Annotated in this window: 21 protein-coding genes; 19 read left to right on the forward strand and 2 right to left on the reverse strand. The window is 59.2% G+C overall.

The features are described from left to right. Window position 1 precedes the first annotated feature (1 nt). From LRK71_RS11830 to LRK71_RS11920, 19 genes are all read left to right on the forward strand, one after another. Window positions 2-487 carry a hypothetical protein gene (locus LRK71_RS11830; RefSeq protein WP_232403981.1) on the forward strand — a complete coding sequence of 162 codons (486 nt, stop codon included), beginning with the start codon at window positions 2-4 and terminating at the stop codon, window positions 485-487. Then, window positions 484-846 carry a hypothetical protein gene (locus LRK71_RS11835; protein WP_232403983.1) on the forward strand — a complete coding sequence of 121 codons (363 nt, stop codon included), beginning with the start codon at window positions 484-486 and terminating at the stop codon, window positions 844-846. Before LRK71_RS11830 ends, LRK71_RS11835 begins: the two co-directional genes overlap by 4 nt. 53 nt (window positions 847-899) lie before the next feature. Then, window positions 900-1,340, forward strand: coding sequence for a phage tail protein (locus tag LRK71_RS11840; RefSeq protein WP_232403985.1), 441 nt, complete (start codon window positions 900-902; stop codon window positions 1,338-1,340). Then, window positions 1,337-1,741, forward strand: a complete 405-nt coding sequence (locus tag LRK71_RS11845) for a hypothetical protein (protein ID WP_232403986.1) — start codon at window positions 1,337-1,339, stop codon at window positions 1,739-1,741. The genes LRK71_RS11840 and LRK71_RS11845 overlap by 4 nt, the downstream gene beginning before the upstream one ends. Before the next feature lie 11 nt (window positions 1,742-1,752). After that, window positions 1,753-2,058 carry a hypothetical protein gene (locus tag LRK71_RS11850; RefSeq protein WP_232403988.1) on the forward strand — a complete coding sequence of 102 codons (306 nt, stop codon included), beginning with the start codon at window positions 1,753-1,755 and terminating at the stop codon, window positions 2,056-2,058. After that, entirely contained in the window at window positions 2,059-7,236 is a 5,178-nt protein-coding gene (locus LRK71_RS11855) for a phage tail tape measure protein (RefSeq protein ID WP_232403990.1), read from the forward strand. Next, window positions 7,236-8,147: a hypothetical protein gene (locus LRK71_RS11860; protein WP_232403992.1), complete on the forward strand. Its 912-nt coding sequence runs from the start codon at window positions 7,236-7,238 to the stop codon at window positions 8,145-8,147. Before LRK71_RS11855 ends, LRK71_RS11860 begins: the two co-directional genes overlap by 1 nt. Window positions 8,148-8,159: 12 nt before the next feature. Further along, window positions 8,160-9,068 (forward strand): pyocin knob domain-containing protein, encoded by a 909-nt coding sequence (locus LRK71_RS11865; protein WP_232403994.1) that lies wholly within the window; start codon window positions 8,160-8,162, stop codon window positions 9,066-9,068. A 12-nt stretch (window positions 9,069-9,080) separates the two neighbouring features. Continuing rightward, window positions 9,081-9,404: a hypothetical protein gene (locus tag LRK71_RS11870; protein ID WP_232404005.1), complete on the forward strand. Its 324-nt coding sequence runs from the start codon at window positions 9,081-9,083 to the stop codon at window positions 9,402-9,404. A 4-nt stretch (window positions 9,405-9,408) separates the two neighbouring features. Further along, complete coding sequence (locus tag LRK71_RS11875) at window positions 9,409-9,843, forward strand: hypothetical protein (RefSeq protein ID WP_232404019.1); 435 nt, start codon at window positions 9,409-9,411, stop codon at window positions 9,841-9,843. Further along, window positions 9,843-10,157 (forward strand): phage holin family protein, encoded by a 315-nt coding sequence (locus LRK71_RS11880; RefSeq protein WP_232404020.1) that lies wholly within the window; start codon window positions 9,843-9,845, stop codon window positions 10,155-10,157. The genes LRK71_RS11875 and LRK71_RS11880 overlap by 1 nt, the downstream gene beginning before the upstream one ends. A gap of 75 nt (window positions 10,158-10,232) precedes the next feature. Then, complete coding sequence (locus LRK71_RS11885; RefSeq protein WP_232404021.1) at window positions 10,233-10,958, forward strand: lysozyme; 726 nt, start codon at window positions 10,233-10,235, stop codon at window positions 10,956-10,958. Beyond that, complete coding sequence (locus tag LRK71_RS11890; protein WP_232404022.1) at window positions 10,955-11,290, forward strand: hypothetical protein; 336 nt, start codon at window positions 10,955-10,957, stop codon at window positions 11,288-11,290. Before LRK71_RS11885 ends, LRK71_RS11890 begins: the two co-directional genes overlap by 4 nt. Before the next feature lie 7 nt (window positions 11,291-11,297). Next, entirely contained in the window at window positions 11,298-11,474 is a 177-nt protein-coding gene (locus LRK71_RS11895; protein WP_232404023.1) for a hypothetical protein, read from the forward strand. Window positions 11,475-11,847: 373 nt separating this feature from the next. After that, window positions 11,848-12,270 (forward strand): hypothetical protein, encoded by a 423-nt coding sequence (locus LRK71_RS11900; protein WP_232404024.1) that lies wholly within the window; start codon window positions 11,848-11,850, stop codon window positions 12,268-12,270. A gap of 170 nt (window positions 12,271-12,440) precedes the next feature. Then, window positions 12,441-13,433 carry a UDP-glucuronic acid decarboxylase family protein gene (locus tag LRK71_RS11905; RefSeq protein WP_232404166.1) on the forward strand — a complete coding sequence of 331 codons (993 nt, stop codon included), beginning with the start codon at window positions 12,441-12,443 and terminating at the stop codon, window positions 13,431-13,433. Next, window positions 13,430-14,425: a UDP-glucose 4-epimerase GalE gene (gene galE / locus LRK71_RS11910; RefSeq protein WP_232404025.1), complete on the forward strand. Its 996-nt coding sequence runs from the start codon at window positions 13,430-13,432 to the stop codon at window positions 14,423-14,425. Before LRK71_RS11905 ends, galE begins: the two co-directional genes overlap by 4 nt. Beyond that, window positions 14,412-16,232, forward strand: a complete 1,821-nt coding sequence (locus LRK71_RS11915; RefSeq protein WP_232404026.1) for a glycosyltransferase family 2 protein — start codon at window positions 14,412-14,414, stop codon at window positions 16,230-16,232. Before galE ends, LRK71_RS11915 begins: the two co-directional genes overlap by 14 nt. Before the next feature lie 22 nt (window positions 16,233-16,254). Next, window positions 16,255-17,160, forward strand: a complete 906-nt coding sequence (locus tag LRK71_RS11920; RefSeq protein ID WP_232404027.1) for a glycoside hydrolase family 26 protein — start codon at window positions 16,255-16,257, stop codon at window positions 17,158-17,160. A gap of 676 nt (window positions 17,161-17,836) precedes the next feature. On the opposite strand, the gene LRK71_RS11925 is transcribed toward LRK71_RS11920, so the two are convergent. Beyond that, on the reverse strand, window positions 17,837-19,282 hold the full coding sequence (locus LRK71_RS11925; RefSeq protein WP_232404028.1) for a tetratricopeptide repeat protein: 1,446 nt from the start codon (window positions 19,280-19,282) through the stop codon (window positions 17,837-17,839). Window positions 19,283-19,557: 275 nt separating this feature from the next. Next, complete coding sequence (locus LRK71_RS11930) at window positions 19,558-20,388, reverse strand: glycosyl hydrolase (RefSeq protein WP_232404029.1); 831 nt, start codon at window positions 20,386-20,388, stop codon at window positions 19,558-19,560. Window positions 20,389-20,570 lie beyond the last annotated feature (182 nt).

The raw sequence follows: 20,570 nt of genomic DNA on the forward strand, positions 1-20,570 counted from the left end.
TATGGTTGCAAAACTGCGCATTGAAGGGGCGGGGGATATCGAGCGCGCCCTGGTGCAGCTGACGCGGGGCCAGTCGAAAGCCTCGGGGCGGCGGGCGCTGAAGAAGGTGCTGAAACCGGTGGCACAAACGGCGGAAGGTATGGCGGGCGGCAAGTTCAAAGTCGCGGTGACCAGCAAGCTGGACAAGGGCCAGAAGCGGGGCGCTCGGGGGGATCAGGGTCGGAGCCGGGTGGCCATGTATGTGGGGCCGGTGCAGGCGGATGGCAGTCATTCGCCGCATGCCCATCTCTATGAGGATGGCACCGCGCCGCGTTATCAGCACGCCACCGGCAAGTTTACCGGCGAGATGCCGGCCAATCCCTTCCTGCGGCCTGCCTGGGATCTCTATGCGCCCAGGATGCTGGAGGCTCTGGGTCTGGAGATCCGCAAGGATATCGAAAAAACACTGGAGCGGGCACGGCGCAAGGCTTTGAGGGCGGGTAAATGAGCATGGAGCGCGAGTTGAAAGATCTGCTCAAGACCCTTGGGCTGCCCGTTGTCTGGGGCCTGTTTGACCGCGATGTGGGCTTTCCCCGGATCAGCCTGCAACGCATTGGCACGGTGTCGGGCTACTCATCGCAGGGCCGGGCGGATGTGGAAACCGCGCGGGTGCAGGTCAATATCGACGCCAAGTCTTATGGTGAGCTGATCTCGCTTGGGCCTGCCGTGTCACATCTTTTGACAGGTTATCGCGGCGGGTCGGTGATCCGCTGCAAAGACCTCTCGCGCCGGGACGGATCATCCGAGACCGGCGGGGAAGTGGTCCGGCGTCAAATGCTGGACCTCCAGGTGCGCTACCGCACCTGAAACATGGCCGGGTAACTGGCTGAATACTCTGACAATCTGAAAGGAATAAGCCAATGGCAGAAAATGTCATTCCGGGCGATCTGTGCGATGTGCAGTGGTCCGAAGACGGGGTCGCCTGGGAGGTGATCAAGGGGTGCAAGACAGTCGGCATCCCCGAGGAAAGCCCGGAATACCGGGATCGGACCTCGCTGGACAGCCCAGGGCGCAACAAGGAATACGGCGTCGGGCTGACCGACACGGGCGAGCTGACGCTGTCGTGCTTCTACTCGGCTGATCTCTATGAGAAGGCGCTGGCCCGCAAGGGCAAGGTGATCTTCTTCAAGGTGGATCTGCCTGCTGTTGAAGGGGAGCAGCTCACCGGGGATGCCTTTGATTACAAGGCCTTTGTGAACCCGTCGATCCCGTCGGTGGATGTGGATGGTGATCTGATGACCGACCTCAAGCTGCGCCCAACGGGTGTGGTTGGATGGACCAAAGGGGATCCAGTCGTATGATCCGCAGCGCAACCATGAAGCTGGGCAAAAAGACCCTGAAGCTGAAGTTCTCGACCCGTGCCCTGATCCGCATTGAAGCGGAAAACGGCGGGCAGCCTTTTGATACCCTGCTGGATCAGCTGATCACCGGAACGGGGGGCGTCACCCTGATGGCCTCCGCTTTGGCGGCGGGGCTGAATGATGGCAAGGGCATCGATCAGGATCAGGCGCTGGATCTGATCGACCAGGCGGGCGGGGTGCGCAAGATGCTCCCGCTGGTTGGTGACGCCATTGGTGCCGCCTTTAACGTCAAATCCGCAGCTGATGAAGGCGGCGGGGCTGATGACCTCAGTGACCCCAGCGAGGCTGGCGAGGCTGGCGAGGCCGCGCCGGGAAAGGGAAATGCCGCCGCAGAGGCGTAGATTGGGAGGCCTTGTTCTCCACGTGGTGCGGGTTGGACCTGCACCACGATGACTTCTGGGATGTCACTCTGCGGGAATACGATCTGATCACCACCGCCAAGATCAAAGCCAAGGATCAGGAGTTCAAAGCCTGGCGGGTGCTCAATCAGGAGTTGGGCATTCTGGTGCAGTTTGCCTTCCACGATCCCAAAAAGATGCCGGACTTCTCCAAGGTGGCTGATCCGGCAAAACCGGCAAAACGGGATGCATCGCAGGATCTGGACAAGCTGCGCGCGGGTCTGATGGCGCTGCACTTTCAAAGTAAAAAGGGAAAATAGATGGCCATTATTGGTTCGCTTCGGGGGCTGTTGTCGCTGGAATCCACAGCTTTTGAAAGCGGTGCCAAGCGTGGCATTGCGGCCATGGGCAACGTCGAGCGGCGCATGGTGCGGCTCGGGAATACGGTTGAACGCCAGGGGCGTCGGCTGGCGCTTGGCCTCACGGTGCCGATGGTTGGTGCGGCGGCGCTTGCGGTGAAATCCAGCCTCAAGATTGTGGATGCCCAGGCCAAAATGGCGCAGTCGCTTGGGACCACGGTGGCCTCGATGCAGGTTCTGGAGCGGGCGGCGGATCTGTCGGGGGTCTCGATCGGCGAGGTTGAGCAGGCCACCATCCAGCTGACCAAACGGCTCAGCCAGGCGGCGGCGGGCAGTGGCCCTGCGGTGAAGGCGCTGGACCGGCTGCACCTCAGCGCCGAGGCCCTGCAGCGCCTGCCGCTGGATGAACGTCTTGCCCGGATCCAGGGGGCCATGGCGCAGTTTGTGCCAGAGGCGGAACGCGGCGCGGTGGCCTCGGAATTGTTTGGCAGCCGGGCGGGTTTGATCTTCACCCGCATCGACAGTTCTGCGCTGCGTCTGGCGACGGATGATGTCACCCGCTTTGGCGTGGCAATTTCTGAGGTAGATGCAGACCAGATCGAACGCACCAATGATGCGCTGTCGCGCATGGGTGTTGTCGGTCGCGGTATGGCCAATCAGCTCACGGTGGCGCTGGCGCCGTTTCTGGAAGATCTGAGCGACAAGGCGGCCAGCGTGGCGGAGTGGTTTGCCAATCTGTCCGATGGCAGCAAGGCGCTGATCGCGAAGGGCGCGGCCCTGACGGCCACCCTTGGGCCTTTGGCGCTGGGGTTTGGTCTGGTGCTGAAACTGGCGATCCCTCTGGTTGGGGCGGTTGTTGCGCTGGCGTCTCCGGTTGGATTGGTGGTTGCCGGGTTTAGCGCGCTGGCAGTCGCAAGCACAGTGCTGGCCGGTGACGTGTCTGGAGCAGTCTCGTTTGCAGAGGCACATGAGATCGCAATGGACAATGTGACCATTGCGATGGGCGATCAGATCCACGCATCGGCGCGGCTGTCGGATGCCTTGCGTAAAGGTGGGCCAGTTACCCTAGCCACGATCGAAGCAAAGATGGCAGAGGCAGCAGCGCGGCGCACTGTTATTGAGCAGCTTCAAGCAGAGCGGCGCGAAGCGGTTCTGGCGGCGCTCGGCTATGGCGATCTGCTGGTTGAGTTGCAGGCCGCAAGAGCAGGACTGGATGAACTTGCCAAGCCTAGCGATAAAGATCTGGTTGAAATGCCCGCGCTCATGGCCGCAGGCTATGAGGCTGCAGAGCGCAATGTTGTCCGGCTTCTTTTGAAGCAAGCAGAAATGATCAAACTTGTGCAGGCTGGCAATGTTTTGACTGAGGAAGAAGCGGCAAACAGAAAACAGATCGAGGCAAATATCGCTGAGCTGCAACGGCGCTGGAATGAGCTGAATGGCATTACGTCTGAGAATGTCACTCTTACCGATCGCGGCACTGTGGCGGCTGACCAATTGGCGCAGGGGCTTGGTGGGGCGGCGGGACGGGCGGCGGCTCTGCGCGGCTATCTTTCTGGTCTGCCTGGGGCACTGGCGGGGGCTGAGGCCAATATCGCCGGGCTGAAGGCTGGCATGGCGGTTTTGGCAGGTGGCGGCGGCGAGGCGGCAGCCAATGTGGCCAAGTATCGCGCCGAGCTGGTCGCGGCCCTGCCGCCTTTGGAAGAGATGCGCGATGGCCAGCGCCGCACTGTGGAAGAAGGGATCAATCAGCAGGTGCGCCTGTTTGAGGAAAACCAGCGCCTGAGCGGCGAGTACCGGGCGCAGATCAGTGCCCTGAACAAGGTGAGCTCTGCCGGGGGTGCGGCCAGCAAGAGCGCGCTGGCGGGGTTGCAAAAAGAGATCCGCGACCGGCGCGCTCTGGTGGGGCTGACCGATGAGCAGCGCCGGAAACTGGAAGCGGTGCGCGCGGTGCAGCAGAAGCTAGGCCGCGAAGGTGTCGGCATCGGCAAGGCGCAGATCGAGGCGCTGGCGGATCAGGTGATCGAGCTGGACCGGACAGAGGCGGCGCTGGACCGGGTGCGGGATCAGCAGGAACGCTGGGCGGAAAACATCACCCGCACTGCCTTTGAGGGCGGCAGCCTGACTGACACCATCAAGGGCATGCTCAAGGATATCGCCTATCAGTTTGCCCATTCAAAGATCGTGCTGCCGGTGGTGGCCTCTGTCTCGGGGATCCTGGGGCTTGGTGGCCTGAGCCTTGGTGGCGGCGGCGGTGGCGGCGGCGGTGGTGGCCTAGGTGATGGCCTGGGTGGTGGCGGCGGCGGTGGTCTTGGCAGCTTGTTGAGTGGCGCAGGCGGGTTGCTCAAACTGACCGGCGCCGGTGGGGCCTTGTCGGGGGTTGGCTCGGGTCTGTTGGGGGTTTTGTCTGGCGGCGGTATTGGCTCCAGCTTTGCCAATCTCGGCGGGCTACTTTCTGGCGCGTCTGGCGGTTGGGGGGCGCTTGGGGCTGCCCTGCCTGCGCTTGGCATTGTCTTTGGCGGGATTGCCCTGCTGGCCAAGGGGCTGAGCCGCAAATACGCGGGCAGCGGCATTCGGGGCCACTTTGATACCAATGGCTTCAATGGCTCGCAGTTTGATTTTTACAAGGGCGGGTTTCTGCGCGGCAACCGGACCAACTACAAAGGCCTGGCTTACGAGTTCGAGGTAGCGCTGGATGACAGCATGGCCGGGCTGACCACCGGACTGGAGACCATGGCGGAAACCCTGGGCCTCGGCACCGAGGCGCTGGAAGGATTCTCCGGCGCGGCCTTCACCATCTGGACCCATGGCAAGAGCGCCGAACAGATCCAGGCGGAGCTGGAAACGCAGATCAAAGCCACGGGCAATTCCATGGCCTCGCTGATCCTGGGCACCAACACATTCAGCCGTGCCGGGGAAAGCGCGCTGGAAACGCTGGCGCGGCTGTCGGGCAGTTTGCTGGCCTTCAATGGTGTGGCGGATCTGCTGGGGCATCGCGCGTTCAATATGTCTCTGGAGGGCGGGGAGAATGCCTCGGCTCTGGTGGATCTCTTTGGCGGTGCCGATGGCATGAATGCGGCGGCCAATACCTACTTTGCCGGGTTCTATTCCGAAGGCGAGCAGGCCGATGCCATCCTGGGGCGTCTGCGTGATCGGTTTGAAGAGATGGGCCTGGCGATGCCGGAAAGCCGGGCGGGGTTCCGGCAGCTGGTCGAGGGTCTGGATCTCACCAGTGAACACGGGCGGGAGCTTTATGCCAGCCTGTTGCAGATATCGGGGGCGATGGATCAGGTTCTGCCGCAGCTCGACAGTCTCAGCCTGTCGGTTGCGGGCATGATGGATGAGATCGGTGGCGAGATTGGCCTGCAGATCGAGGTGGCGCGCGATATGGCGGCGGATGCACGGGCTGCGGCCGCGCTTTGGGCGCGCACGGCGGACAGTCTGCGCGACTATCTGTCTGGTCTGGGCACATCCGAGCTGGGCGGGGCCAGTCGGGATCAGGCGGCGGCGGCACAGCAGCGCCGGTTTGATGAGGCTTATGAGGCGGCGCGCGGCGGCGATCAGGAAGCGGCGGCGGGCCTGGCTGGTCTGGCGCGGGACTATCTGCAATCGGCCCAGGATACAGCCAGATCCGATCTGGAATATCGCCGCATTGCCGCCCTGGTGCAGGGCAAGCTGAACCTTGTCGCCGGGGTTGCTGAGCTGGAAAGCGGCAATGATGAGGTGCTGGAAGCGCTTTATAATCGGCAGATCGAGGTTCTGAGCGAGCTGGGTGCCTTCCTGCAGCTGAAGGGGCTGACCGGCGATCAGGTGAGCGAACTGAGCGACGGGGTGCAGGCGCTGCACTCGGATTGGGATGGCACGGTCGAGGCGTTCCAATCGTCATTGGGGGCGCTGGAGGATGCCATCACCGATGCGGAGGCTTTTTCCTATGATGATCTGGTGGGGCGTCTTGATGTGGCTGTCGCGCTCGATGACAACGCGCCGCTCTGGCTGCGCCGCCTGGTGGATAGCGCCGGGACGGGGATCCAGACAACACTGGATTTTGTCATTCGCCGCGATGATCTGACTGCGGCGGATCGCTGGATCGCCAGCAACGCGCTGTCGGAACATGTGGCAACGCTGGACCTGGTGTTGGGGCAGGATCTCGATCCCAAAACCCGGCGTCTGGCGCTCACCACCGATGCAGAGATCCGGCGCGATATGCGGCTGAAGCTGGTTCAGGATCTTGATGGCGACACGCGGTCCCTGTTGTTGACACAGGCGGCAACGCTCTCGCGCCAGGTGCATGTTGCGCTGACCAACAAGGGCAATGCAGCCATTGGCCGGTTGAACAAGCTGCAGGATCTGATCGGCAGCACGGGCGGCAAGCTCACGTTTGACGGCGGCGTCAGCCTGACCGCAGACCGCGTGTTCAGCGATCTGGTTGCCTCTACCAGCGGGCTGGCGCGCCCCATGACAAAGCTGCAGGACATGCTGGGTTCGCTCAGGGATGCGGTGAATGATGATGTGGCCCATCGGAAAGGGCAGCTCAAACTTGTTGGGCTGCAATCCAGGGGTGTCGCGATTGCCGGACGGCAGCAATCCCAGTCAGAGGGCACCCTGGCCACCTTTGAGGCGCTGCGCCGCAAGTATGGTGTTTCTCTGGTGGGGCAGAAGCAGAGCGTTGGTCTGGGGCCAAACGGGTATTTGACCTCTTCCTTTGATTATTATGGTGGCGCGGCGGATAACCTGCGGGCCTTCAAGGCGGAGCTGCAGGAGCAGCTGGGATCCTCCTCTTATGGCGAGATCATGCGGCGGGTGAACGCCTCAACCACTGAGAAAAAATCCCGTCTGGCCAAGCTGCGCGAACAGATCCGGGGCCTCGGGGGTGTGCCGCAGTTTGCCGCTGGCGGGGTGCATGCCGGGGGCTGGCGTGTGGTTGGCGAGCGGGGCTGGGAGCTGGAGAACACCGGATCCAGCCGGGTGATCAGCCATTCCGATTCCAGGGCCATGCTGGACAATCGCCAGGTGGTGGCGAGCGTTGACACTCTGACGCGCCAGGCCGGGGTGCAGGGCCAGAAGATGGAACTGCTGATCAAGACAATCGCGCGGGTGGTTGAGAGCTGGAATGATGCGGGCCTGCCGAAAGAGGTGGTGTGATGGACTTCAATATTATCGCGCCGATGCCGGTCACGGATGTTGAGCTGGTGGCGTCCAATATTGCCGAGGATGATCACCCGGTCTGGGATGCGGGTGCCACCTATGGCCAGGGGGATCGGGTGATCTCCCTGGTGACGCATCGCATTTATGAGAGTGTGCAGCCCGGCAATCTGGGCAATGACCCGGTCTCGGATGATGGCACCTGGTGGCTGGACCTCAGGCTTGCCACCAAGCGCTGGTCGGCCTTTGACAACCGCCGCTCCAACAAGGCCAGCCGTGCTGATGAGATCACCTATTCGATCGTGCCGACGCGGGACTGTGATGCGATCTCTCTCTTTGGGCTTGCAGCCGGGTCGATGCGGATCGAGGTCTGGGATGGATCCTTGAAGATCTACGATCAGAGTTTTGAGCTGGCAGACACGGGCCATGTGGTCAGCATGTACACCTATTTCTTTGGTGGCATTTTCTATGCCCGCCAGAAGGTGTTGAACGGCTTTCCGGGCTACATTGGGCACCGGATCGATATCACGATCTCTGCGCCTGGCGGGACGGCTGAGGTTGGTCATATCGTGCTGGGGCGCAACCACATCCTGGGCACCATCATGGATGGGGCCGAGATCGGCCATGTCAGTCACAGCCGGAAAGAGTTTGACCAGTTTGGCGATGAGCTGCTGATCAAGCGTGGCTCCACCCGCAAGGTGACCGTGCCGCTGCGGGTGCCGACGCTGCAGGCACCGCGTGTGATGGATCTGGTGTCCGAGGTGGATGGGTTGGTGACCGCCTTTTACGGCTCCAGCGAATACGCGCCAAACTACGGCATCGAAGATCTCGGCTTTGTCGATGACCACACGCAGCCGCTGGATGCGGCTGGGGATTCAATCTTCACCCTTGTTCTCAAAACCATCAAATAGGATCGCTCAACCATGGCAGCACCCCTTGCCCCGGCTTCGCCGCATATACCAACACGCTCTGCGCCAGAGGCAGATTTTGACGTCAAGATGTTTGCCCTGTTCAAATGGGCAACAGATGATTTTATCGGCTTCATGGAGGCCTGGCGGAGCTATCTGGAAACCAATAGCACCATTATTGGCGGTGCGCTGAATGACACCAAGATTGGCCTGATCACGCCAAGGGCTGGGGCCTTTACGGCGCTGACGGCGGCCAGCCTGGATGGCACTGCGGTGCAGGCCAGTCCAACTGACCCTGCGGCGGGAAAGCTGCTGAAGACCGGGGCCTTTGGGCTTGGGGCGGCGGCTGCCCCGGCCTTGGTGGATCTGGATGATCAGTCCATTGCAGTGGGGTTTTATGGCGTTAATGAGGTCACTGTTGGGACCCGACCTGATGGGGCGGCCAACTATGCCATGTGTATTTGTACGCGCGCGGGTGGCACCGGGATCGGGCAAATATATATAAACAGCTTCAATGGCGGCATGTATCACCGCACATCTGTCGCAGGTACCTGGAATGCCTGGGAAAAGATCTTCACGTCATCAACCATCGTTGGCCCGGTCTCTGAAGCTGTCGGCGTTCCCACGGGTGCCGTGATCATGCGCGGCAGCAATGCCAATGGCGAATATGTGCGCTTCGCGGATGGGACGCAGATCTGCTGGAAGACCTCTCTGCCAGTCGGCCCTGGTGCCACCACCTGGACGTTCCCGGCTGTATTTGGTGCCACCCCGGTTATCACGGCGACGGGCAGGGATGTCAGTTCGGCGCGCACCATCAACATTGGCTCTGTGGGGTTTACCTCGGTTGACGTTGCCGCGTTTGATGCCTCTGGCGCAGCTGCGATCAATAACGTCGACCTCCTCTCTATTGGCCGCTGGTTCTAAAGGAACTCTCCCATGCACATTACATTTATCTGCAGCGCCGGTCTGCCCGGTCAGCCTGAAACCACTGCCAGCGTTGCGGGCGACACGCTCACCGTTGACGGGGTGGGTTATGATTTATCGGCGGTGCCCGAGGGCGGCTTTGCCGAGCCTGGTGGCGATCACCCTTTTGCGGGCCGCATCGCGCGCAGCGGTGGCACTCTGACCCTGTCGCTGCACTGGCGCTATGACGCGGCCACGGCCCAGGCCCATCAGCCCGCCGCTTCGCCGGTGTTGACCGTTGCTGCCGGGGCCGTTCCCGATCCCATCATTCGCAAACCTGTAGAGCTGGAGGCATAGGCCCATGACATTCTTGCTCAATATCACCACCGCACAGGACCAGGCCGTTGAGGAGCTGGCGCAGGCCAAGGCCGCGAGCCTGGCTGAAGCGTTGGATCGGCTCACCACGTCTGCCTCTGCGATCACGGGGCGGGTGCCCCAGGCGGAACGCGACAGCTGGGCAACCAAGGCCGTTGCGGCGCGGGCCTATCTGGCAAGCGCGGCGAGCGTGGAACAGGTGGCCATGCTGCAGGCCGAGGCCGCCATCACAGGCGAGGAGATCGAGGATCTGGCAGCGGCCATTGTTGCTATGGCAGATGCCTATGCCGGCATCGCCGCACAGCTTGCGGGGCTGCGCCGCAAAACCCGGACTGCGATCGAGGCCGCGCTGACGCCAGCGCAGGTGCAGGTGGCATTGGCGGCGCTTGATGCGGCGCTGGTCGAACTGGGGGAGGGGTGATGCCCGAGGCGGGACTGATCGACTGGATGTCGAACCTGCTGGGCGGCGCGGCGACCACGCTGATCGGGGCCACCATAGGCCGCCTGATGTGGCATTCCGGCGAGGTGCGCAAAGGTGAGCGCCGTTTCTTTGGCCCGGAACTGCTCTGGGAAATCCCGGTTGCCATTGGCATGGCGATCATTGGCGAGGCCATTGCCAGCTACATGGGTGCCGGTCCCACCGTGACCACCGGCATCGTGGCCCTAGCCGCCTATATCGGCCCGCGCGGGGCTGAGGTGCTGCTGACCAAATGGCTGCTGCGCGCCAAGCCGTAAAACCACCACAAAACCCAAAACCTAACCGAAACCAACCCTGCCTCTGGCGGGGTCTTTTGCATTGGAGCAACCGCAATGAAACTCATCTCGAACTGGCGCGCCACTCTGACCGGATCCTGGTCTCTCTGGCTTGTCCTTGCCAGCCTGGTTCTGCTGGGCGGATACTTTCTGGCCCTGGTTCAACCCGGCATGCTGGGCTGGGATCCGCTGTATTTTGCCATGGCCTCGGCCACGTGTCAGGTACTGGCGATCCCGGCGCGGCTGGTGCTGCAGAACGGCTTGTCCGGCCTTGCCGCCTTCCGCCGCGATACGGGCGGCGCGGTCCGCCGGCGCACGGTTGGCGTCATCGCAGGCAGCGGCATCGCGTTGACCTCGGCCATTACCTTCATTGGCCAGTGGGAAGGTCTGCGCGTGGATGCCTACCGCGATGTCGTGGGCGTCTGGACCGTCTGTTATGGCGAAACCAAGGGCGTGCAGCCCGGTGATCGCTACAGCAAGGCGGACTGTGATGCGATGCTGGCGCGCGAGATCCTGGCCTATGAGGCAGCGCTGGATCGATGCCTGAAACACCCGGTGCCGGTTGGCATGAAAATCGCCCTGGTCAGCTGGACCTATAATGTCGGGGCAGGGGCCGCCTGCACATCGACCCTGGTGCGCAAAGCCAATGCCGGGGATCTCGCCGGGGCCTGCGATGAGCTGCCACGCTGGAACAAGGCGGGCGGGCGCATCTGGGCCGGGCTGGTCAATCGGCGCGGCGCAGAACGGTCCATGTGCCATCAGGCCCTGAAAGCGGCGGCATGATCCGGGCTGTTATCTTGCGCAATCTGCCGGGCATTGCTCTGGTGGCGGTGCTGGCCGGGGGTGTCTGGTCCGTGGCGGATGCCTTCCAGGACCGCGCCAGGTTGCGCGCCGATCTGGCCGCTACCCGATCGGATCTGACCAGGGCGCAGGCCACCCTGCAGCAGGCCGCCGAGACCGCCCGCATTCACCGCGCCCACCTCGATCGCGCCGCCGATGAGGCGCGCCAATGGTCTGCGCTTTCCAATGACCTGCAACAGATGGAGGGCCGCGATGCGCCTTTATCCCCTTTGCTTGCCGCTACTGCTCAGCGCCTGTTCTCAACCAGCCAGTGAGGCGGTTATGCCGCCGCCCCAAGTGCCTCCCGATCTGCTGCAGCCCTGCGCTGGATACACCGGCCCGCTGCCGCAGACCGAAGGTCAGATCTCGGATGCTCTGATCGCCGAGGCGCGCGGGCGGACCTGCGCCAATGGCAAGCTGGCAGCTGTGGCTGAGATTCTGCATCAATCGACTCTGTAAGGGGCCGACCATTCATCCAAATTACATAGTGTATCGTTGTTGTGTTACGCATAGTTTACGCAAAGATAGTGTTATCTTGTTGTCTTTAATGCAAAAAATGACGCCTCTCGACCGCACCATTATCAAGACCTGAGATTTTGATAATACTTGATGGAATGGCAGTGGCGACATCTTTGCCCCGCAAGATACCCACACAATGTGCCATGCAGCACTGCACAACGCTCAATCCTGCTGTGGCGCCTGAGGCATTCAGTAACGATTGGCTTTCTGCCTTGCAGATCTTGATTGCTCCCTTCTTTTTCGCCCTATAGGCCGTGTCCCAAGAAATGCCGCCCCCTTTCGCCACCTCGATTAGTGGTAGCTGGAGTGGTTCTTGAGCCGTTTCGTGGTGCTCGGTGATATGGTGTGCGTCAGCAGTGTCTGCTTCTTGATCCGAAAACCAGATTTCTCTGCATGGCTTGCCCGCGTTCTTTTCACCAGGAATGAGGTCGGATTTTCATGGATGAAGAAACCTGGGTGCGGTGGGGCGCTATTTTTCTGCTTTCTTTTCGAATATGCGAACCAGGCAGCCCAACGGAAATCAATTTATCTTGCCGTTACAGTTTCGAATCGCCGGTACAGGCTTTTGCTGGATCACCGTCAATTATTCGAGTTTCCCGTCGAATTTAACAAAATGACACTACCTGAAGCTGAAATCAAAACTACCTTCACGAGAATTATTTGGGGTAAATCGAAAGGCTATACCATATTCAGTATGGTGCAGGGGGGGATAGCACTAGTCTATACATTTTATTGAAAATTTTATTAGACTGTGGCAGATTAAAATCTCGGAAGTCGTAGAGACATCTGAACTGACGAGTTCGGATCTGTCGGAAATATCACGTCCTTCCAAATCGCATATATGCCAATAGCTGCCTTATTTTTCTCGGAATCTCCTGGGGAGGAATGCATTTGCGTACCAATATTATGCCACGCGTCGTTACGCGAAATCACAAAGTAATCCTTGTTGCCGGTGGTGCCGGTTTTATTGGATCAAACCTCTGCCGTCGGTTTTTGGATGATGGGCACGAAGTTATCTGTGTCGACAATTTTCAAACCGGGTGCAGGCGTAACATCGCACCGTTTTTAAAGCGGCGTTATTTCCGATTGATCCAGCATGATATCTGTGACCCGATTGATATATCGGGGCCTGTTCATGAGATCTATAACATGGCTTGTGCTGCCTCTCCGGATAGGTATCAGGAAGGTCCGATCCACACCTCTAAAACTTGTTTTCTAGGCGCTCTCAATCTGCTTGAACTGGCGCGCAGAAAGAAAGCCCGGATTTTGCAATCCTCCACCTCGGAGGTCTATGGCGATCCGGAGGTTTCTCTGCAGGATGAAAGCTACCGCGGCTGCGTCAATACCTGCGGCCCCCGCGCCTGCTATGATGAAGGTAAGCGCGTGGCGGAAACATTGTTCTGGGAATATGGTGCTCATAAGGGGGTTGAAACGCGGATTGCCCGGATATTCAACACCTATGGTCCCAACATGGATCCAGAAGACGGGCGCGTTGTGTCAAACTTCATTGTGCAGGCCCTGAAAGGCGAGGATTTGACCATTTACGGAACCGGCAAGCAGACCCGCTCTTTTTGCTACGTGAGTGATCTTGTTGAGGGGCTGATCCAGTTGATGGCATCGGATGAGAAGATGCCAGTGAACCTGGGTAACCCCTGCGAATTCACCATGCTGGAACTTGCCGAAAAGATCGTCAAAATGGTGCGATCGCGGACAGGCGTCGCGTTCTGGCCGCTGCCGCAGGACGACCCCAGACAACGCAGACCCAATATTGAACGTGCCAAGACGATCTTGGGATGGGCGCCGAACGTGGGCCTGAACGAAGGTCTGAGCACCACAATTGAGTGGTACCGTGAACGATTGGCGGCAGATAAGGAAGCGGAGGTACCAGTAGGACAATGAGTCAGGTCTCCTCAATCCTTGTTTCGGGCGGTGCTGGATTTATCGGATCGCATAGCTGCAAGGCTTTGAAAATGGCAGGATACCGTCCCGTTGTTTTTGATAATTTGTCAACCGGACACGAAGAGGCCGTCCGCTTTGGCCCCTTCGTGCGGGGCGACATACGCGACTGCGATGCGGTTGCCACCGCGATTTCGCAGCATAAGATCACCGCCATTTTGCATTTTGCGGCCTCCGCCTATGTCGGAGAGAGCGTGCAGCACCCTAATGCCTATTACGATAATAACGTCGGCGGCATGATTTCATTGCTAAAAGCCGCAAGCGCAACCGGCATCAAGCGGATAGTCTTTTCATCAAGCTGTGCCACCTATGGTGTGCCTGAAACATTGCCAATTGACGAAGCAACGCCACAGGTGCCGATCAATCCATATGGTCGGACCAAGCTGATTGGCGAGCAGATGCTGGAAGATCTCGCCCGCGTGACCGATCTGACATTTGCCTGTCTGCGGTACTTTAATGCGGCGGGGGCAGACCCCGAAGGCCAGCTGGGCGAGCAACATGATCCCGAAACCCACCTTGTTCCACTTGCCCTGATGGCCGCGTCGGGGCAGCGGGATGTCTTGTCGATCTTTGGTGATGATTACCCGACGCCGGATGGAACCTGCATTCGTGATTATATTCACGTGGCTGATCTGGCCAGGGCGCATGTTCTGGCCCTGCAGCATCTGATGCAGGGGAAACCGTCGATCAAGCTGAACCTGGGCAGTGGGAGAGGGCATTCTATCCTTGAAATCCTGCGCGCCATCGAGGCGAAGACCGGCCGGAAATTGCCTGTCCGGATTGAACCCCGTCGCGCCGGTGATCCGCCCTCGCTGACAGCAGATCCTTCGCGCGCCGCCGAGGTGCTGGGGTTTCGCGCCGAGCTGTCCTCGCTTGACCGGATTATTGAAGACGCAGCCCCCTGGTTCGGGCTGAAATGCAATGTCGCGGCCTGACCCCGGATATCACAACCTGTCCCGCATAATCGTGGGACGTAAACGGGTGCTGTTTTGGGCCCTGCTAGGGATATGGGGGGCGGCGACGCTCTGGTTCTGGATCTGGTGGTTCGCGCCTGAACATATCGCGTCGCCCTGGCGGTTTGCACTGGTGACTGGGCTGTTGGCCTGGCTGAGCTTCTTGCAATGCTATTTCATCTATTTTGCGATGCGCGCCGTTCGCTCCAGCGCGCCCGATCCAGTGCCGGGGCAGTTCCGGGTTGCGATGATCGTGACCAAGACGCCCTCAGAACCGTTTGAGGTTGTTCAAACCACCCTCGAAGCGATGCTGGCACAGGACTATCCCCATGATACCTGGCTGGCAGATGAAGATCCCAGCGCGGACACCATAGATTGGTGCAACCGCCACGGTGTAAAGATTTCCAGCCGCAAGGGGGTTGAAGACTATCATCAGGCGACCTGGCCAAGGCGAACACGGTGCAAGGAAGGCAATCTTGCCTATTTCTACGATCACTGGGGCTATGCGGAATACGATGTCGTCAGCCAGCTTGATTCCGATCACGTGCCGCAGCCGGGATACCTGCGCGAGATGTTGCGCCCCTTTGCGGATGCGGACGTGGGCTACGTGAGTGCACCATCAATTTGTGCCTCCAACGCCTCTCGGAACTGGGCGGCGCGCACGCGACTACACACCGAAGGGGCGTTTCACGGGGTTCTGCAGGCGGGCTATACCGCTGGGTTTGCGCCGATGTGCATCGGATCTCACTACTCGGTGCGGACCTGTGCCTTGCAGGAGGCTGGCGGATTGGGTCCTGAACTGGCTGAGGACCATTCCACAACAATGCTGATCAATGCGGCAGGCTGGCGGGGGGTCCATGCGCTGGATGCGATTGCCATTGGCGACGGCCCGACAACGGTGGCCGATCTTGCGATTCAGGAATTCCAGTGGTCCCGCAGCCTGGTGACCCTGTTGTTGGTACATACGCCGCGCTATCTGCGACAAATGCCAATGCGGCTGAAATGGCAGTTCCTGTTTTGTCAGCTGCTCTATCCGATATTCGGCGTGACCTTTGTGCTGATGTACCTGTTGCCCATCCTGGCGGTTGTGTTCGATTTCCGCTACGCGGAAATTACTTTCCCACAGTATGTGTTGCACGCGATGCCACAGATCGCGGCCTTGCTGCTGCTGGCAAGCGCGCTGCGGCGGCTCAAGGTTTTCCGGCCGGTAGATGCCCCCCTTATTAGCTGGGAACGAACCTTGTTTCTGATGCTGCAATGGCCCTGGGTTTTGTGGGGCTGCGTTTCAGCCGTGCGGGACAGTTTAACAGGGCGCTTTGTCGATTTCCGAATTACCCCCAAGGGTGACACCGGGCCAACCCGTTTGCCGGTCAAGGTCTGGGCAGTCTATGCGATTCTGGCTTTGGGGTGTATCCTGCCCGTATTGTTGGCCGGAAACCTGGAACAGGCACAGGGGTTTTATCTTCTGACGTTGTTTTCCGGGAGCCTTTATACTGCGACGCTGTCCGTGACGGTGTTGAGGCATTTTCAGGAGAACGGATGGCCTGTCAAACTACAGTGGCGCGATGTTGTGGTGCAGGCAGGTGTTGTGGCCACCACAGCGACTTTGCTGTTCAGCGCCTTTACGATCCGCGCAGCAGAAAGCGTCTATGCGCTGTCGATTGGTCTTGAACCGCTGAAGATCGTTGAGGTGCAGGTCAACGTTGCAGGGGCGGGCAGCGCAAGTCGAGATCCGTTTGTATATAGATTTAATTTTGACTGGGGTGATGAAAGCGCCCCAGTGTGGTGACCAAAAACAGGAGGACCGGGTCATGGAGCGTTTCAAACCAGTCTCTCGCGTCAGGCGCATGTTTGCGGTGGGTGCAATCGCAGGGGCTCCCTTTATTCTGGCCGCTGCGGCTATTCCGCCAGGCAGCATGCCCTATGGCGCATTTGATCCTGTAGGGGATTACAGCGAGGCAACCAATGTGATGATCGAGCATGTCTTCCTGCCGTGGGAGGACGTGTCGCTGATTTCCCTGCTGGATGCCGATGAATATGCGCTTGAGCGCGGGCGTGCCCTGATGGTCACGGTGGAACCCTGGACCTGGACGGTGGACGAGCGCAACACACCGGAATTTCTGCGCAATGGCATCCTGAATGGCTATTATGATGCAAACATGCGCGGCATCTGCCAGGTGCTCAAGGATCTGCAAAGCCCGATCTCTGTGCGGTGGGGGCAGGAAATGGAGCGCGATGAAGGCCAGTTCATCTGGTCAGGCTGGGAGCCGGAGGACTATATCACCTCGTTCCAGCGGATGATTGATATCTGCCGGGACCAGGCACCTGACATCAGCATTATCTGGTCGCCTGCAGGGGATGACGGGCTGGAAAAATATTATCCCGGTGACGACTACGTGGACCTTGTGGGGCTGTCGATTTTTGGGCTTGAGCAATGGGAGACCGAAATTCTAGGTGGGTCGCGACCGTATCAGCAATGGCTGGACGAAACCTATGCCCGCGTAGCCGTCTTTGGAAAGCCGGTCATCGTTGCCGAGCTTGGCTTTGCCGGCAGCGCCAGCTACGTCGAGCAATGGGAAGGCGAAGTCCGTCAGCCACAGCCCGAAAAACCGCTGTTGTCCGGTGTCGTCTACTTCAACCAAAAAGAGGTCTACCCTTGGCCCGATGGCTATGGCTTGCCGGATTGGCGCTTGGAAAACCGGGTAATCGGCAACTAGCGAGAATTCGCCACTCATAGAGCCGACACAAATCGACCGTTGCTTAAACATATAAATACCTTATTCAGGCGCAATCAAGGTGGGGAAACCACCGATGTAAGCTAGAGGCAGCGAGCAATGTTTATCAAAACGGCGACCGATTTTGTGTCAGCGACCCTCAGTGTTGGGCTAGTCGTGGCAATCTCTACGTTTCCAGTGGCTGCAGTGGCCGAGCAGCAGAGCAACAATAGAACTCAGACTGTTTCTGGTTTCAATTGGATGGCCAATGGCAATACTGTTGACAAACGCGCAGCTCGTGCACGCAAGGCTGCTCGACGGGCCTCATTGATGAGCACGCGCGGGGGGGCCACGTGGATTTGTTCTCCGGCGGGGTTTGGTCAGCCTTCACGTTGCCATCGTAGCTAGAACTTTGATCTCTGCGATACAGGGCCAAATCTGAACGACGATCCCAAGCGAAGCTGACCTGTCCATTTTTGCGGTGCAAGGCTGCAGCCTACAGGGTTGGCCTGCGGCGAGGTGTGCCGCGGATCTGGGGTTCTGTATGGAAACGACATTCTGCCCAAAGACCGCCATAGCTTTCGACAACTACAGGTAGGTCTTTGGCATATCGGTCCGGCACTGCCGCACGCAGCGCTGCCCGGCAGTGATATATCACTCCGGCGGTAGTGCAGGCGCATTATCGTTGGGCCAGCAGCTCTCCGATGACTTTGGGTTGCATGACGGTATCACGACAGGGGCTGGTATCGGGCAGTGTCCGACAGGCTTTCGATAGGGCTTTCAGGGTCCGCCTGCCTGCAAATCCGTCCGTAGGGCCAACAGCCTTGCCCTGTTGTTTGAATCTTGATTGCAAAACGAAAATTGCAAAATTCGGATTACTTGCAAAAATATCCATGCCAAAGGCAGTGGTTTTCAGGTCTGGTCGGCTTTCGAATTCCGTAGCGAATTTGTCAAACTGGTCAAAGCGCCGTGTGCCCGCCAGTTTCAGGGTGAAGTCCAGCCGCTCCCGATCTGCCAGGTCAAGAAGGTGGGAATATTTCTCCAGATAAATGGCCGCCTGTTCCGGTGCCTTTCTGACATTGAGCCGGTTGCCATCACGGACCAGCTGGATCAGGAATTTGGCGGCGTCGGCATTGCCATCCTCTGATGCCTGCTCCAGCAAGTGGATCGCATCGGGGCCGCTTGCGCGCATATTGATGCCGTATAACTGGCGCAAAGCCTCCAGCTTGGCGACACGGGTTTCACCTGCGGCACGCGCCTTTTCAGCAAAGGTTTCAAATTGCCCGCGCCGGTCTGCCCCCAGATATCCGAACATCGCACCTTCAGCCAGGGTTGTCCAAGCGGCACCAGTGCCCAGCTCTCCGCTTTGGGTCAGCAGGGCTTTTGCGGCCTGGGGATCAACCCGACGCCACATCATATCCGCGCCGAGGTGGAGGAGGCCTTCGCCATTGCCCGCCTTTGCCGCTGCTTCGAAAAGCGCGGTCGCGCGGGGCCGGTCTTTGGGGAGGTTTCCGCCGTAAAACAACAATGTGCCAAGCGCAACTTTGGCCTTTGCATCACCTATGTCCACGGCGCGTTCCAGCAGCAGAACTCCGGCAGCAATGTCTTGGTCCATGATCCGGCCATCGATAAGTTGTTCACCCAGAATGCGCATTGCATCTGGGCTTCCCTTCATCGCTGCCGAACTTAGATAGGTGTGCGCTTTGGTGCGGTCAGGCTGTGTTCCTTCCCCCCACAAGAACGCCCGCCCCAGCGTTTCCTCTGCCAGCCGATTGCCTTTGTCGGCGGCCTTCTGCAGGAGGCCCAGCCCCATTTCAGGCTCAGCTTCGACATAAAATCCGTCCAGCAGAACTTTTCCCAGCACCGCTTGCGCTGCCGTGTGTTCCGCAGCTGCCGCCTGTGAAATCAGCGTCAACCCCCGGTCCTTGTCCTGGGGCTGGCCCCTGTTGCCATAAAGGAGGATCTCGCCAAGCTGAAGTTGCGCGTCTACTGCCGCCGGATCTTTGGCAGCATCCTGCAAGGTTTCAAATTCAAGCGTTTGGGCGTGGGTGGCTGGTCCGGTTGCGCTGAAAAATACAACAAGACTGATGCCAATCAGTTTCAATAGAGGAGGACGTGCGGACATTTCCTTTCCCTCATTATTTGCCCCTATATTAGACGTCCTTGGGGGTGTCTTTGTCAAATAAATACGGCAGACATAGATTGCCGATTATTAAGTTCCATGAGGGTCTGCCACGTTTTTGGGATATCTGAATTTTCCGATATTACCATAACGTGCAAATCTGCGACCTAATTCTAATTCCGGAAGTTTGGTCTAAAGGAGCACTGAAGAGTAAGGCGTAATTTTGCAGTAATATGAGCATGGGGAAACGGCGGTCGGCAAATGCCAATCATAGCCTGTTAATTGTCTCTGCTGGAAACCCGGCGGGCGTCCATTCTGCTTAGGACTCTGTCGAATGCCTGGCCCGTGGGGGTCAGGACCAGATCATCATTGACCAGGTTCAGCTGCGGCGTATGGCCATGCCAAGTATAGGGATTAGCTGCGAACCAGGCATGTCTTTCCACGAACGGCAGCCCCTCCATCATGCGGATCGCGCCTTCAACGAATTTGGCGTTCTTCTGATAGGTTGTGGATCCGGGGCGGCGCCAGTTGATATAGGCAAATTCGGTAACCCAGATAGGGCGCTTGTATTCCTTGTGTACGGCTTCGAGCCAGTCGCGAAACTCTGTCAGACTTCCGTTTCTGGAATAATAATGGACCGCCATGAAATCGACCCGCAGCCCGCGCGCTTCGACTTCGTTCATAAAGCGGCGCTGCCAGGAATTCTCGCCCAGGGTTCCGCCTTGCTTGGTGGCGGGGCTGCCAAGGCGCAGGCCGCGCCGTTCCAGCTTGGGCCACAGTTTGACCGCCCGCGCAACTGACAGCCTGCGTTTGCCGTCGGGTTCGTTGAAACCCAGCAGATGCCGCAGGGGCAGGTCAGATTGTATCGGCTTGTTCACATCCGACGCATTGTGAATCATCGGGACGAATTCCACACTGCGCCGATGGCGGGATCTGGAATACATCTGATCGGGCCGCCAGTTGTAATACCAGCCAAGTGCGGGCGTATCTTCCAGCCACTTCAACATGGTGTAGCTGGAATTCTCCCAGGCACCGACACCGGCCTTCTGGGCTTCTGCTGATCCAACCATCATCATGGCCAGAAGTGTAGCAAATAAATAGCGCAGCATGGGTCTGTCTTTCCAAATTGTTGCGAACTCAAGCCGCCTGCCACGGCTTGTGGTCAGGACGGACTAACGGGTTAAAGCGGCCATTCTTGGGCGAGAAATGGGTGCAAATGGTTAATTCTGTCGCTCATTTTTTTGCCGCAGGGCCTAATTTCTGCTAAATTATTGGGACAACTCTTGAAGAG

This window comes from Pseudophaeobacter flagellatus (assembly GCF_021228235.1).
In the GTDB taxonomy this organism is placed as follows: Bacteria; Pseudomonadota; Alphaproteobacteria; order Rhodobacterales; family Rhodobacteraceae; genus Pseudophaeobacter; species Pseudophaeobacter flagellatus.

Coding starts and splice junctions, on each gene's coding strand:
- LRK71_RS11830 (WP_232403981.1), top strand. CDS start 2: ATGGTTGCAAAACTGCGCATTGAAGGGGCGGGGGATATCGAGCGCGCC.
- LRK71_RS11835 (WP_232403983.1), top strand. CDS start 484: ATGAGCATGGAGCGCGAGTTGAAAGATCTGCTCAAGACCCTTGGGCTG.
- LRK71_RS11840 (WP_232403985.1), top strand. CDS start 900: ATGGCAGAAAATGTCATTCCGGGCGATCTGTGCGATGTGCAGTGGTCC.
- LRK71_RS11845 (WP_232403986.1), top strand. CDS start 1,337: ATGATCCGCAGCGCAACCATGAAGCTGGGCAAAAAGACCCTGAAGCTG.
- LRK71_RS11855 (WP_232403990.1), top strand. CDS start 2,059: ATGGCCATTATTGGTTCGCTTCGGGGGCTGTTGTCGCTGGAATCCACA.
- LRK71_RS11860 (WP_232403992.1), top strand. CDS start 7,236: ATGGACTTCAATATTATCGCGCCGATGCCGGTCACGGATGTTGAGCTG.
- LRK71_RS11865 (WP_232403994.1), top strand. CDS start 8,160: ATGGCAGCACCCCTTGCCCCGGCTTCGCCGCATATACCAACACGCTCT.
- LRK71_RS11870 (WP_232404005.1), top strand. CDS start 9,081: ATGCACATTACATTTATCTGCAGCGCCGGTCTGCCCGGTCAGCCTGAA.
- LRK71_RS11875 (WP_232404019.1), top strand. CDS start 9,409: ATGACATTCTTGCTCAATATCACCACCGCACAGGACCAGGCCGTTGAG.
- LRK71_RS11880 (WP_232404020.1), top strand. CDS start 9,843: ATGCCCGAGGCGGGACTGATCGACTGGATGTCGAACCTGCTGGGCGGC.
- LRK71_RS11885 (WP_232404021.1), top strand. CDS start 10,233: ATGAAACTCATCTCGAACTGGCGCGCCACTCTGACCGGATCCTGGTCT.
- LRK71_RS11890 (WP_232404022.1), top strand. CDS start 10,955: ATGATCCGGGCTGTTATCTTGCGCAATCTGCCGGGCATTGCTCTGGTG.
- LRK71_RS11895 (WP_232404023.1), top strand. CDS start 11,298: ATGCCGCCGCCCCAAGTGCCTCCCGATCTGCTGCAGCCCTGCGCTGGA.
- LRK71_RS11905 (WP_232404166.1), top strand. CDS start 12,441: ATGCCACGCGTCGTTACGCGAAATCACAAAGTAATCCTTGTTGCCGGT.
- galE (WP_232404025.1), top strand. CDS start 13,430: ATGAGTCAGGTCTCCTCAATCCTTGTTTCGGGCGGTGCTGGATTTATC.
- LRK71_RS11915 (WP_232404026.1), top strand. CDS start 14,412: ATGTCGCGGCCTGACCCCGGATATCACAACCTGTCCCGCATAATCGTG.
- LRK71_RS11920 (WP_232404027.1), top strand. CDS start 16,255: ATGGAGCGTTTCAAACCAGTCTCTCGCGTCAGGCGCATGTTTGCGGTG.
- LRK71_RS11925 (WP_232404028.1), bottom strand. CDS start 19,282: ATGTCCGCACGTCCTCCTCTATTGAAACTGATTGGCATCAGTCTTGTT.
- LRK71_RS11930 (WP_232404029.1), bottom strand. CDS start 20,388: ATGCTGCGCTATTTATTTGCTACACTTCTGGCCATGATGATGGTTGGA.